The organism is Brytella acorum (assembly GCF_029309905.1).
GTDB lineage: Bacteria > Pseudomonadota > Alphaproteobacteria > Acetobacterales > Acetobacteraceae > Brytella > Brytella acorum.
Genome location: NZ_JARBJP010000005.1, coordinates 71,492 through 84,593, shown reverse-complemented (window position 1 = coordinate 84,593; position 13,102 = coordinate 71,492). Strand labels below are relative to the sequence as shown.

General features: G+C 62.3%; 13 protein-coding genes and 1 tRNA gene. 6 read left to right on the top strand and 8 right to left on the bottom strand.

The genetic code is table 11. The annotated features are described in order from the left end of the window. Positions 1-257: 257 nt before the first annotated feature. Together PWM43_RS09925 and PWM43_RS09920 are read left to right on the top strand one after the other, a co-directional pair. On the top strand, positions 258-1,109 hold the full coding sequence (locus PWM43_RS09925) for a helix-turn-helix domain-containing protein (RefSeq protein WP_289842348.1): 852 nt from the start codon (positions 258-260) through the stop codon (positions 1,107-1,109). A gap of 177 nt (positions 1,110-1,286) precedes the next feature. Next, positions 1,287-2,033, top strand: coding sequence for a C1 family peptidase (locus PWM43_RS09920; protein WP_289842347.1), 747 nt, complete (start codon positions 1,287-1,289; stop codon positions 2,031-2,033). 39 nt (positions 2,034-2,072) lie between these two features. Here the strand turns inward: PWM43_RS09920 and PWM43_RS09915 are convergent, their stop codons facing one another. Further along, positions 2,073-2,678, bottom strand: a complete 606-nt coding sequence (locus PWM43_RS09915; protein WP_289842346.1) for a glutathione binding-like protein — start codon at positions 2,676-2,678, stop codon at positions 2,073-2,075. Positions 2,679-2,796: 118 nt separating this feature from the next. Here PWM43_RS09915 and PWM43_RS09910 point away from each other — a divergent pair, with 118 nt between their 5' ends. From PWM43_RS09910 to PWM43_RS09900, 3 genes are all read left to right on the top strand, one after another. Beyond that, the gene (locus PWM43_RS09910; protein WP_289842345.1) at positions 2,797-3,093 is read left to right on the top strand and encodes a hypothetical protein; all 297 of its coding nucleotides are present in this window, start codon (positions 2,797-2,799) and stop codon (positions 3,091-3,093) included. An 81-nt stretch (positions 3,094-3,174) separates the two neighbouring features. Continuing rightward, on the top strand, positions 3,175-3,453 hold the full coding sequence (locus PWM43_RS09905; protein ID WP_289842344.1) for a hypothetical protein: 279 nt from the start codon (positions 3,175-3,177) through the stop codon (positions 3,451-3,453). Next, positions 3,446-4,009: a hypothetical protein gene (locus PWM43_RS09900; RefSeq protein ID WP_289842343.1), complete on the top strand. Its 564-nt coding sequence runs from the start codon at positions 3,446-3,448 to the stop codon at positions 4,007-4,009. Before PWM43_RS09905 ends, PWM43_RS09900 begins: the two co-directional genes overlap by 8 nt. A 66-nt stretch (positions 4,010-4,075) precedes the next feature. Here the strand turns inward: PWM43_RS09900 and PWM43_RS09895 are convergent, their stop codons facing one another. The 7 genes from PWM43_RS09895 to dinB all read right to left on the bottom strand — a co-directional run bounded on the left by PWM43_RS09895 (position 4,076) and on the right by dinB (position 11,341). Further along, on the bottom strand, positions 4,076-5,281 hold the full coding sequence (locus PWM43_RS09895; RefSeq protein ID WP_289842342.1) for a DUF1501 domain-containing protein: 1,206 nt from the start codon (positions 5,279-5,281) through the stop codon (positions 4,076-4,078). A 3-nt stretch (positions 5,282-5,284) separates the two neighbouring features. Further along, the gene (locus tag PWM43_RS09890) at positions 5,285-6,592 is read right to left on the bottom strand and encodes a DUF1800 domain-containing protein (protein ID WP_289842341.1); all 1,308 of its coding nucleotides are present in this window, start codon (positions 6,590-6,592) and stop codon (positions 5,285-5,287) included. A gap of 193 nt (positions 6,593-6,785) precedes the next feature. Beyond that, entirely contained in the window at positions 6,786-7,505 is a 720-nt protein-coding gene (locus tag PWM43_RS09885) for an alpha/beta hydrolase (protein WP_289842340.1), read from the bottom strand. Between the two features lie 589 nt (positions 7,506-8,094). Beyond that, a tRNA-Pro gene (locus tag PWM43_RS09880) sits at positions 8,095-8,171 on the bottom strand. 58 nt (positions 8,172-8,229) lie between these two features. Then, complete coding sequence (locus PWM43_RS09875; RefSeq protein ID WP_289842339.1) at positions 8,230-8,811, bottom strand: LOG family protein; 582 nt, start codon at positions 8,809-8,811, stop codon at positions 8,230-8,232. A gap of 83 nt (positions 8,812-8,894) precedes the next feature. Next, on the bottom strand, positions 8,895-10,109 hold the full coding sequence (locus tag PWM43_RS09870; RefSeq protein WP_289842338.1) for an MFS transporter: 1,215 nt from the start codon (positions 10,107-10,109) through the stop codon (positions 8,895-8,897). A gap of 134 nt (positions 10,110-10,243) precedes the next feature. After that, complete coding sequence (dinB, locus tag PWM43_RS09865; protein WP_289842337.1) at positions 10,244-11,341, bottom strand: DNA polymerase IV; 1,098 nt, start codon at positions 11,339-11,341, stop codon at positions 10,244-10,246. A gap of 252 nt (positions 11,342-11,593) precedes the next feature. Here dinB and PWM43_RS09860 point away from each other — a divergent pair, with 252 nt between their 5' ends. Beyond that, on the top strand, positions 11,594-13,090 hold the full coding sequence (locus tag PWM43_RS09860) for a sugar ABC transporter ATP-binding protein (protein WP_289842336.1): 1,497 nt from the start codon (positions 11,594-11,596) through the stop codon (positions 13,088-13,090). The last annotated feature ends 12 nt before the right edge of the window (positions 13,091-13,102 follow it).

Sequence of the window (13,102 nt, the reverse complement as noted above, 5' to 3'; positions counted from 1 at the left end):
TTCAACGGCGGAATCATGAAGGCGCGTGAGTGCGTGCCGTCGCGCCGGACCTTCTCCATATCGCATTAACGTGAAGAAATGTCCCGGCAATTTGTGTTAAATACTTCCGCTTAGCTACCGATGGAAACCCTCTGTTCCCGGTGCATGGGCCATTCGGCGTATGGGCTTACTTCTGGAACGGACTCAACTTTTCTTCGATGATGCATTCCAGTCTCCCGCTGAGCGCTGCTCCCCTGGAAAAATCTTGGCAGAGATGCGTGGACAGCTACCATCTGGATCCGGCTCAGGAATGGTCGGCGGACGTCCTGAGCGGCGCCGAATTCCGCCATGTCAGCATGCAGTCCGCCCTGCTGCTCCGCACCGCCATTCCGGAAACCCGTCGCCTCTTTGAACTCGTCCGCGGGCTTGGCCTCATGGTCGTGCTTGCGGACCATGAGGCCACCGTTCTGACGCGGTGCTTCGACGAGAGCCATGTGTCCATATGCCGTCGCATTCATCTGCAGGAAGGTGCCATGTGGAGCGAAACGGCCGCCGGTACGAATGGTCTGGGCACGGCGCTCATGGACGAGGCGCCTGTCGCCCTCAACCAGGGCGAACACTGGCGCTACTGTTTTTCGATGATCGCCAGCTATGCGGCCCCGATTTTCGACGCGCGGGGCGGCCTGTCGGGAGCACTGGCGCTTTCGACGCCCAATGGCTGCATGACGCGCAAGGCGGCGCCTTTGCTCATCGATACGATCATGCAGTCATGTCGCCGCATCGAGGAAGAGCTATTCCGAAAACGTTATGCGGGTTACAGGATTTTGACACTCGGAACGGCGGAAGGCTGCTCTTCTCCCCTCGTAGGCGTGGATGACAACGGGCAGGTCATAGGGGCGACGCATGCCGCACGGTGCCTGATGGGATGGACGGATGCCACTCTGCTCGAACAGCCGCATCTCCTCGCCGAATTGCAGGACAGTAACGAGATCAGCTTTCAGAAGGCCGAAGAGAGTGTCGTGCGTTCCGCCCTGGCGGCTCTCCAGGGCAATGTCACCGTCACAGCCAAAAGCCTCGGGATCAGTCGTGCCACGCTGTATCGCAAGATGAGGGCCTTCGGGATTTCCTGACGAAGATCCTCGACGGAGGTCTTGCATGAACGTCGGAAATCGCCTATCTGTGGCACAATGCCACCAAGGCAGAATGCGCCGTCCTTCGGGGCGGCTTTTTTTATGCCCAGGCCATCGGAGTCTTTATCCGCGTCAGCGGAGCTCCGATCGCTGCACCGTTTTCAGGACATCGACGACGTGACTTACAAGCTCGGCAAACAGCCGGCGCGGCATGATCCGCGTACGTACCGGCTCGACAACACACTGCATCACAGCCTTATCCATGTCCCCCCGACCATGGATTGGTCGCATGCCATTACTTACGACATGAACGGCAATGACCGGTTCGGGAATTGTGCTTTTGCCAGTCAGGCCGCGTTGATCCTGACCATGACAACGCATGCGCAGGCTCCGATCCGCCTGTCTGAACAGCAGGTTCTGGAAAATTATGCCCAGGCCACCGGCTTCGATCCGGACACCGGGGCCAATGATAACGGTACTGTTCTGCTCGACGCACTGAATATGTGGCGACGCACGGGTTTCGTGCGTCCGGGACAGCCTGGGCGGGACTATCTTACCGCGTTTGGAGCCGTGACACCGCAGGATCATGGAGCCGTACGGCGCGGAATCTGCGCACTGGGCGGTCTCTATGTCGGTCTCCAGGTACCGCGTTACATCATGCAGATCGAGGGTGACTGGACGTTCGAAGCCGAGGCCGACTGGACGCCTGTCGGCGGTCATTGCGTCGCCGCCGTCGGCTATGACGACGCGGGGATCCGTTTCATGACCTGGGGCGGCACGCGTCACATGGAATGGGCTCTTTGGGACCGGATCGTCGACGAGTGCTGGGGGCTTGTCAGCCGTCAGAACTGGCTGGAGGTCGAGGGCCTCTCCCCTTTCGGCGAGGACGTCGAGGATCTGATCGCGGAAATCCGACAGAGCTGAACCCGATGCGTCCAAAGACGCATCGGGTCGGTCGGCCGTTCAGGCCAGCCCTTCGGACTTGAACGCCGCCTGCGCCGAGGGGCGGGCAAGCACGCGTTCCCGCAACGCAAATGCCTTTTTATGGTGGGCGATATCGACTTTCTTGAACACAGCCCACGTCATGATGACCGCCGCATACGCATCGGGCTGCGTGAATGCGTTTCCAAGCCAGTACGTATGGTCTGCCGACAGCATGTCCTCGAACTGCGTCATCCGCCGATGGATGTCGGCGTGCACGGCCTTGACGGCCTGTTCGCTCTGGTCCGACGCGAACAGGCCGCTGAAAGCCTTGTGCAGGTCGGAGCAGAAACCAAGGGCCTCTTCCAGACGCGCGCGTGCGATCGAGCCAAGAGGCGGCTTCATGGCCGGAATGTCGGAGTGATCGCCCAGATATTGTAAAATCGCGACATTCTGGGTCAGCACGACACCCGGTTCGATCTCGATGGCCGGAACAGCGCCGCGCGGATTGATCTTCAGGTAATCCGCACCGGATTCCGTCTTCTTGTTCTTCAGATCGACCGCTTCGAGCGCATACGGTTTGCCGATTTCATTAAGAACGATGTGCGAGGCCAGTGAACACGCGCCGCGTGAATAATAAAGCTTCATGTCGAACTCCCTTCCCGAACGGGGGTAGTCGCGAATTCTGCCTCATTTCTTTCCAGGCGGAAAGAGTTCCGAGCCTACGGCCCCACCCTATTCAATCTCAAACAATCGGGAAATTTTTATGGACCCCTCTCTCCTGCTCGCGGCCTTGCCGGCGCAGTACACGCTCTGCACGGCATTGCTGGTCATTGGCTGCAAGATCGTGACCGTTTTCGTAAGACCGCCCGCCAAATCGTCGTTCTGGGCCGTTCCTTACGAAATCATCTCGACCATTGCGCTGAATATCGGCTGGGCCGCGAACCGCCTGCAGGTTGGTCGGACAGGCATCATGGTGGCTCGCAACGATGCTGAAACCGCCAAAACCGCCCTGACCGCCTCCGGTGTGAAGGTACTTCTTCCGAAGAAGCCCGACACATGACTGCACGCGGTCCAGAATTTGCCCATTTTTCACCACACACACGCCGCCTCGTCCGAGGCGGCTTTTTTATTGGAGCCCGAAATGGCTGACGCCAACACACTGCTAACCGGCCTCGTCACTCTGATCGAGGAGGCGGCCGGAAACGCCATGAGCACGGATGCCAAGGCGAAAATCGCGCTTTACACGGGCATTCTGGGCTCGGCGATGAACGCGATCCTTCCCGAGATCAACGGCAGGATCGACTGGGCGACCCTCGAAACCGCCCTGGCGACGGGCCTTTCGGGCATCGACACGGCCTATAAGGGCGTCGAGACGGCCATCGCGCAGGCCAAGACATCGGAGACCATCACAAATGGCTGATTTCTCCCGCCGTTCGCTCCTGCGCGCCCTTGGCGCGGGTTCGGCGCTCGCTGGTCTGGCGGCCTGCACGCTCACGACGACCCATGGTGTGACGACCATCACGCTGAATGTCGCGGAGTTCGCCTATGACGCGAATATCGCTCTCTCCGTGGTTAAAACGGCATTGGGGTTCGCGCCGATCCCCGCGACCATCGTAACGGTTGTCAATGAAGCCATTTCGCTGCTTCAGACGGGTATCACGGCGTTCAAGACCTATGCCGGATCCGATATTTCCCTGACCTTTGACACACGGAACGTACCAGCCGCCATCCAGAGTCTGATCCATGATGTCCAGACGGTCAGCGCCAATCTCTCGGCCATCGCAACCTCCGAGAGCGCGGCCATGAACGGTGGCGTCATGTCCAGGGTCGAAGCCGTCGCCGCGGACGTCGCCAATGTCGCATCGATCCTCGCCAGCATCGTCACGGCGACCACGGGTGCCGGCGAAGGGATGACCGCCGCGAACGCACGCATGACCCGCATCGAGGCGATCAAATCAAGGCACGGCCTTATGTGATCGCCTGTCCGTTCGGCAGGACTGCGGCGTGTAATCGAAACGTCGCGCCGCCTCCATGCCGATGGACTACACCGAACGGACCAGCCCCTGGATTGGCGTCGGCGTGGCGCCCGGAAAAACGCGTGCGATCGCACTATGCGGCAGATGAAGATGATCGCAGAGAATTCCGGCCGCCACGCCACGGAGGTCCGTCGTCGGCGCGAGATCACGGTTCTCGAAAAGCTGCCCGGCGGCCAGTCCGGGCCATGTTCCTCCGACACGACCGCCCTGAACAGCGCCTCCAGCCAGAAAAGCCACCGTCCCCGTGCCATGATCCGTCCCACCCGTGCCGTTCATCCGAACTGTGCGCCCGAACTCGGTCATGGCCAACACGACCGTTTTTTCCCATGCCGCGCCCATGGACTGACGCAGCGCCAGAACGCCACGATCCAGTTGGGCGAGCGGTCCATTGAGACGTCCCACCTGTCCGGCATGCGTGTCCCAGCCGCCGATCTCCAGCGCCGCCACGCGCGGACCACGCGGATCGGCGAGCATTTCTCCCGCCGCCGTGGAAAGGGTGGTGAAAGCATCGGGTTTTCGCCCCTGAGTCGAAGGGGAAACCGGGCGACCTTCCATGAGCGCGTCAGAAAAACCCCTGGCTTTCAGGCCGTCCCGGAACGCCGGCCCCGTCAGGGGATCGGACGCATTGAGCGCGGCGATCTGCGTATAAAGCCCCGCATCAGGGTGCTGGCTACCTGCGGGAGCATAACTGCCGACCCTTTCTGAACCCCGCAGCAGAAGGGGAACGGTCAGGCCCATGGCCAGACCGAACCCGTCCGGTCGTCCGCCACGGGCGGGCAAGGCCGCGACGGCACGGTTCAGCCAGCCGCTGTTCAGGCGTTCGTCGGCGCCGCTTTCAAGATAATCCTGCGCATCGAAATGCGAGCGGCTGCGATAATGACCGGCGACGGCGTGAATGGGCAGCAACTGACCCGCCGCGTAAAGATCATGCATGCCTCCGAGCGCGGGATGCAGCCCGTAAAATCCCCCCAGATCCAGCAGCCCATGTTCCTGCCCCGGCTCGGCGAGCAGCAGGTCCTTTCGATGCGCGACGATATTTCGGTCGCCATAAGGCGTGACGGCGGCCAGTCCATCAAGTGCTCCCCGCAGGATGATGACAACCAGTCTGGGATCGGTCGCGCCCCGGGCAGGCACCGCGAACGCGACGGATGAACGGCCCAGAGTCCAGCTTGCGGCCAGCCCCAGAAGAGCGGAACGACGGCGTATCATCATGATTCAGCGCCTCTGAAATTCGGGGGAGGAAAACAGCAGGGTCAGGGCATCCTGCCGTGAACCGGCGTGACGCATGGCCGTCATGGTCGTCTTGCGCAACGCGGGCCCCAGGGACGCCCGCGCGATCTCCAGGGGATCGTCGACGCGGACATGGGCGGACATGCGCCACGCCAGATCGGCCCGCGCCAGCATGTCCGCGGGCGCGGACCAGTCCGCCGCGCGATCGCTCCAGCCATTGGGCAGAGGCGCCGTCCAGAGCGGCTGGCCGAGCGCCGCCATCCCCGCGAAAAGACCATGAGCGGCGGAATGGGGATCGTCAGGCGCGCTCGGCGCACCGCCCAGGGAAAGCGCGCGCATGATGGCGGTCACGTAGTCGAACGGTGAGCGGAATTTGCGTCCGGGCTGCCCGGCATCCGCAAGATCGGCCAGGGCAAGAGCCGCGGCGGCGAGATCGCCTTCGTTCTCCCGCAGAACTCCTGCGATATGTCCGACGTCCTGCGGCGATGGCGTGTCGGAGATGAAATGAGTGACCATCTGCCTTGCGATGTGCTGATACGTCGCAGGATGGGTGCCGAGGAAATGCAGGGCCTGCTGCCCGCCTTCCACGCCCGCGGGAAAGACCTGTCCCATCATGGTTTTCGGACCAGGCTCATGCGCCCTGTCGCGAAATGCGAAACCGGGACGCTCCGCCTTCATGTCGAGGCCCCAGCCGGTGAGAATGGACGCAAAGGCCGTGACGTCCGCCTGAGTATAGCCCGCGGCGGGAGAGACGGTGTGCAACTCCAGGCATTCACGCGCGAGATTTTCGTTCAGGCCATGTCGGCCATGCTGCCCCGCGGGACTGTTCGGACCGATGGAGGATGCGTTGTCGAGATACATCAACATCGCGGGGTGATGCATGACCGCCATCAGCATATCGACGAAACGTCCGGTCACATGAGGTCGGATCGCCTCGCGCATATAGGCGCCTACGACGCCGCGCGTGCCGCCCTGCCGCAGACTGACCGTGAAATGGTTGAACCAGAACCAGACGAGACGTTCGCGAAAAGGCTGTTCGGTCAGGAGCAGATTGTCGAGCTGGGTCGCGACTTCCGCCTGGAAAATCGGCTTGACCAGAGGATCCCCCTGCATTTTCGCGCGGCGCTGCTCGCGCAAGGCAATCAGGCCGTCGGCCGTATCGCCGACATTCACGAAATTCGCGGCATCGGGCTGTCTCAACTGGTTCGAAAGCCAGTCCCGCGACGGCACAACGGCATTCATACCGCCGCGCTCACCCAACCCGAACCTGTTGACGACACAGGAAAGCAGCATGGCATCCTCACGATGGTCGACACGCAGAAAGTTCTGGTCCCGAAAATCTCCGGCCCCGAGGACAGACTGAAACGCCTATATGGCGAAATCACGACGACTCGTCCGTCGATGCCGCCTGCCAGGCTGGCTTGAGGCGCCGCGCTTCATAAAACCCGTCACGGACGTCTCGTCATAGATGTAAGGCAGGAACGGATTATAGAAAATGACGTTTCGCCATCCAGGCTTCCGCCATACGGGGCCAGTCCACGGTCTCGGTTCCCGGTCTTCCCAGACCAAAACCATGCCCTCCTGTCGGAAACAGATGACGGTCGACGTCAACTCCGTTGCGTTCACACGCCGCTTGCAAAATCGCGGTATTCGCGGGGTTGGATATGGGATCGTCTGCGGCCTGCACGAGAAAGAACGGCGCCAAACCGGGATGAACATGGGTCTGGACAGACCACTCCACGCTCTCAACCGGGTTGGGATCTTCGCCAATCAGCACGCGCCGTGTTGACGTATCCTGAAAGGGGGGCTCGAGAGTCACGATGGGGTATATAAGAAGCGAAAAGTCCGGATTGCCCGATATCCGGTCAAGCGCATCCACGGGCTGGTAGCTGAGCCGACTGGCAAGAACGGTTTCCATTCCGAGCAGATGCCCCCCGGCGGAAAAACCGAGAACGCCCACTTTACGCGGATCGATGCCTAAACTAGCCGACTGACCGCGAATGACCCGAATAGCGCGTTCAGCATCCTGAAGAGGGGCACGCGCGCCGGCTCGCCAGCCCTCCCGAGGCAGGCGATAAGTTAGCACAAAAGCCGTTATCCCGATCGACGCCAGCCATCGGGCCGAGGGCATCGCTTCGGTCCCATTCTCGATATGTTTATATCCGCCGCCTCCAGCGATGAGGATCGCAGACCCCGTGGGGTTCATGGGACGCAGGACCGTCAAGGTTGGGACAACGACATTTGTGACCGATCCTTTCCGAGAGACCCGCTCCTGCCCCTCTGGACCGCCACCGCCTGGCGGCTGACCCGGCCAAACCGGAACTCTCCACGGAATTTCACTGCGCGCGTCGGCGGATGAACCTCCTGCACAGAATGCCGCAGCGAACGTTCCGGCCATAAGCCTTCGTCTTTCGATCATTGTCCGCCCTTCAGGCTCTTTGCAGCAGAATGGCTCGGGCGAGATGCATGACAATTGTCCCTTCCCGTCGGCGCGTCACGCATGATCGGCTCGCGCTTCAAGGATGGTCAACCCAGCCGAAATGCAATCAGGGAAATCTAGGGCCTGACCTGCACGCGGCGTCTCAGGCGGTTATGACGCTTGATCTGGACAGGAGATCCGTTTGATCCCGCTTGGAGAGAACCCTCTTCCGCGTATCCATTCACGCCACCGCAGCTTGGCCAGAAGCGCATGTTCCGGGGCGGTGTACAGGGGAATATCGGGGAGAAGACAGGGCATTGTGCTCATAGGAACACCCGAGTCAATGCGTCGATTAGACCCAACTCATTGAAAAGTCTGGTCGGAGTGAGAGGATTCGAACCTCCGGCCCCTGCGTCCCGAACACAGTGCTCTACCAGGCTGAGCTACACTCCGAACCGACGGATGCGGCTATAACGCCCGCACGCAGCGTCCGCAAGTAGCTGATCGCAAATTAAATGCGCGCGGCATCCATTTCGGCCCGAGACGGAACCAGCGTGCGCAGACGGTCCAGCGCCGCTGGCACATCGTCCACAACCTCATAAAGATTCCGGGTCTGGGGAGCCGCGAAGCCCTGCGCGACAGCGTTCTCCAACATCAGCTTCACGCCATGCGCCCAGCCATTCACATCGACGATCAGGATCGGCTTGTCGTGAAGCCCGAGTTGACGCCATGTGAGGATTTCCATCAACTCGTCAAATGTGCCCAGACCGCCCGGCAGCACGATGAACGCCTCGGCGCGCGCGAACATCAGCGCCTTGCGATCATGCATCGACTCCGTGATCACGAGGTCGTCGACGCCGCGATGCATCACTTCGCGGTCATGCAGGAATGAGGGAATAATCCCGCTCACGGCGCCGCCCGCACCAATCACCGCGTCCGCGACCTCTCCCATCAGACCGACGGCGCCACCTCCGTAGACGAGACGGATGCCCGCCTGCGCCATACCGCGCCCGAGCATACGGGCGGCTTCCCTATAGACCGACGCGTTCCCGTGACGGGAGCCGCAGAAAACAGCCGCAGCAGCAATGGTCATCGAAATCTCTCTCCTTCAGTGCCCCGTCAGTCCGTGTCGACGTGCGTCATATCATGCCTCAGGCCAGGCTCAGCGCGCGCCGCTCAGCGCGACCCGCTCGCCGCAGACCGCTTTCGCCCCAGCATCGCCCCGAGAGCCGCGCCAATCAATGTCACGGCGGCAGAAAAAAGGAACAGGGCGGCATAGCCGGACAGATGAATGATCAAGCCCAGCAGCGGACCGGATATGCCGATGGCCAGATCCAGAAACACTGAAAACGCACCCAGAGCGGCCCCCCGGTTTTCCGGCCCGGCACGTTCGACGGCCAAGACGCCCAGCGCCGGGAAAACCAGCGAGAAGCCCGCCCCGGTCAGGGCGGCCCCGAGCATGGCCCCCGCCGGTGTCGGCAACACCGCGAGGACGAACAATCCCAGCCCCTCGATCAGAAGGGACGCCATGGCGACGTTCAGCCCGCCGAGCCGGACGATCTGTCGTGCGAACATGAAACGCACGATGACAAACACCACGCCGAACGCGAAAAGCGCCCGCGCGGCGCCGGACCAGCCATGGGCTGCGAAATACAGGGACAGACACGAGGAAATCGCTCCGAATCCGACCGATCCGCAGGCCAGGGCGCTACCGTGAGGCAGCACACGCATGAAAACCTTGCGAAACGGCATCAGCGGGGCGGTCCCCCGCATGGTCTCGACGGCGGGATAGCTGCGGGCCAGACACCACCCCCCCAGAGGCAGCAGCAGCGACAGCAGCCCGACGAGCGTCAGCCCTCCGAGCGGCCCGGGCACATGCGACAGCATTTCTCCGATCGTCGCGCCCAAGGCGATTCCGCCATAGGACGTGATGCCGTTCCAGGAAATGACCTGGGCGGTGTTGCGCACGCCGACACGACGGATGTTCCACATGATCGCGGCGGTCGAGGCCCAGCTTTCGGACCAGCCCAGCGCCAGACGGCTGGCCAGCAGAAGCAGGAGCGCCAGCGCGGCATTCCCCTTGGCCAACCCCGCGCCGGTCAGGAGCACACCCGAGAAGGCGCAGAGCAGAAGACCATCGAGGGCCACGGGTTTCGGACCGCCGGAATCGATGCGATGACCGGCGGAGGCACGCGAGGCGAACGTCGCGAAATACTGAAGCGAAACGGCAAAACCCGCGAGAATGACATTGAGGTGCATGCCGCCATGCACAAAGACCGGTATCACGGCCATGGGCATGCCGATGTCGAGATAGACAAGCAGGTTGAGAAGCACGACAGGCAAGATGCGCCGGGTCGGTGACTCGATCACCGGGTCGTGCTCCTGATCCATGACGTCCGCAGTCCTCTTTCGCTCACACGGCCCTGAGCCGCCTCATGGGTATAGCGGACCCTCAGTCCATCGTCATGAGACCTTGGCGTCTTTCAGGGGCCGAGGCACGGCTCGATCCCTTCACGAAGCCGCCATCAACTTTCAAAAAGCGCCAGTTGCCCGGAGCCATGCGCACCCTCCAGGGACAGGAGCGCGGACAGGGTCACGCCCAGCAATCTCACCCCCTCACGGGCTGGAAACAGCGCTTTCAGGAACGGCGTCATCGCGATGAGGATCTCTTCCGCGCCCGTCACGGGTTCCGGCAGGGAGCGCGCACGGGTGACAATGCGAAAATCGGCATATTTCACCTTGAGCGTCACCGTGCGACCGGTCAGACCACGCCGATGGCAGGACTCCCATAATTTGGCGGCCAGGGGTTCCAGAACCGTGCGCGCATCCATTTCGGTATGCAGGTCCCGCGCGAGCGTCGTCTCGGTACCGATGGACTTGCGGACGCGATGGGGCTCGACCGGCCGCTCGTCGATCCCGCGCGAAACCCCGTAATAAAACGCGGCGGCTTTGCCGAAATGCCGCCGGAGGGTCTCGATGTCCCACCCCCGCAGGTCAGCGCCGGTGCGAATTCCGAGCGCGTGCATCCGCGCGGCTCTCGCCGGACCGATCCCATGGAAACGCTCTATCGGCAGGGCGGCAACGAAGGCCGCGCCGCGTTGAGGCGGCACGACGAAGATCCCGTCCGGCTTGTTCTGATCGGAGGCGAGTTTGGCCAGAAACCGGTTGTAGGACACGCCCGCCGATGCCGTAAGTCCGGTTTCGCGGTGAATCTCAGCGCGGATTCGCTCCGCGATGACGGTGGCGGAGCCGTACTGGGACACGGTCTCCGTCACATCGAGATAGGCTTCGTCCAGGGAGAGCGGCTGGATCAGCGGCGTATAACGCGAGAAAATCTCGTGAATCTGACCTGACACAGCACGATAGACGTCAAAGCGCGGCGGGACGAACACCAGTTCCGGACACCGCCGGGACGCCACCGCAGAGGGCATCGCCGACCGGACGCCGTAACGGCGCGCCTCATAACTGGCGGCGGCCACCACGCCGCGCGCCCTGGCATGGCCGACCGCGACCGGACGGCCACGCAGGGCCGGATCATCGCGCTGCTCCACGGACGCATAGAACGCATCCATATCGATATGGAGAATGCGCCGGAGCTCCGGCGCGGGCGAAAGACCCGTCATGGCCGCGCAGCCTAATGCGCCCCAAAGAACAAAACAAGATCAAATCGAACGATTAACACTGTTACGTGATAATCGTCACTTTATTGGGTTATTATTATAGATTTTTAATGTGCCATATGCTCTGTAAGGTTCCGGAACGCGCCCCTGAAAAGACGGGTTCCGGCACTCCCTCGTTTCAATCAGGGCGCAGGCTCCATGACGATGCCTCATTCAGAAGACTCACAGGTTCATGACCCCAGGCCGATCCTGGAAATGTCTGGAATTTCCAAGACTTTCCCGGGCGTCAAGGCCCTGCGGGACGTTTCGCTCCAGGCCTATGGCGGCGAAATCCTGGCCTTGATGGGTGAAAACGGCGCGGGGAAATCCACGCTGATGAAAATCCTTTCCGGCGCCTATACGGCAGACCCCGGCGGGGAAATTCGCATCCATGGCGAACTCGCCAGAATGGGCAGTCCGTCGGCGGCGCGTGAGGCCGGAATCGCGATCATCTATCAGGAACTGGCGCTCGCGCCGAACCTGACGGTTTCGGAGAATATTCATCTCGGGGCGGAAATCCGTCGGGCCGGAATGATCAACCGCGCCGCCATGGACGATGCCTGCCGTCCTCTCCTGCAACGGCTCGGCACGCCCTTCGGACCCGAAGCCATCGTCGGCTCCCTTTCGGTCGCGGAGCAGCAGCTCGTCGAGATCGCGCGCGCGCTGCACCGCAAGGCGCGTATCCTGGTTCTCGACGAACCGACGACCGCACTGTCGAACCGCGAAACCGAACAACTGTTCAAGCTCATCCGCCAGCTTCGCGCCGAAGGCATTGCCCTGATCTATATCAGCCATCGCATGGCCGAAGTGGATGAACTCGCGGATCGCGTCTCGGTCCTGCGCGACGGCGCCTATGTCGGCACACTCGAAAAAGGCGAACTCTCATCCGCGCAGATCGTCCGCATGATGGTCGGCCGCGACCTTTCGGGCTTTTACGTGAAAGACCGCAGTCACGCCCAGCCCGAGGAAGAAGCCGTCCTCGAAGTGGACGGCCTGACCGACGGTGCCCGCGTGCAGCCCGTAAGCTTCGCCCTGCGGCGCGGGGAAGTTCTCGGCATCGCGGGGCTGGTCGGCGCCGGCCGCACCGAACTGGCCCGCCTCATTTATGGGGCCGACGTCCGCACCGGGGGCGCCATTCGGCTCGACGGCAAAGCTCTGGATATCCGTACGCCGCGCGACGCGCTCGCCGCCGGGATCGCCTATCTGACCGAAGACCGCAAGGCCCTGGGGCTGTTCCTCGACATGTCGTGCGCGGGCAATCTCAATCTTGGCGTGCTCGGCAAGGACGCCCGTGGCGGCGTGCTCGACAGGGCCAAGGGCCGCCAGCGCGCCACCGGAGCCTTTTCGACGCTGCGCGTGCGCGCGGCCAGCACGCTCGTCAATGTCGGCGGCCTGTCGGGCGGCAACCAGCAGAAGGTCCTGCTGGGGCGTCTTCTCGAAACCGGCCCGCGCGTCATCATTCTCGATGAACCGACGCGCGGCGTCGATATCGGCGCAAAATCGGAAATCTACCGGATCATCGGCGAACTCGCGGCCAAGGGTCTCGGGATCATCGTGATCTCCAGCGAGATGCCCGAAATCATCGGCGTCAGCGATCGCGTGCTCGTCATGCGCGAAGGCGTCGTCACCGGTGAACTCAACGGTTCCGAGATCACGCAGGAGGCCATCATGGCTCTTGCCGCCGGAATCGGTCCTTCTTCCATCGCGGCCTGAGGAAGTCCTCGC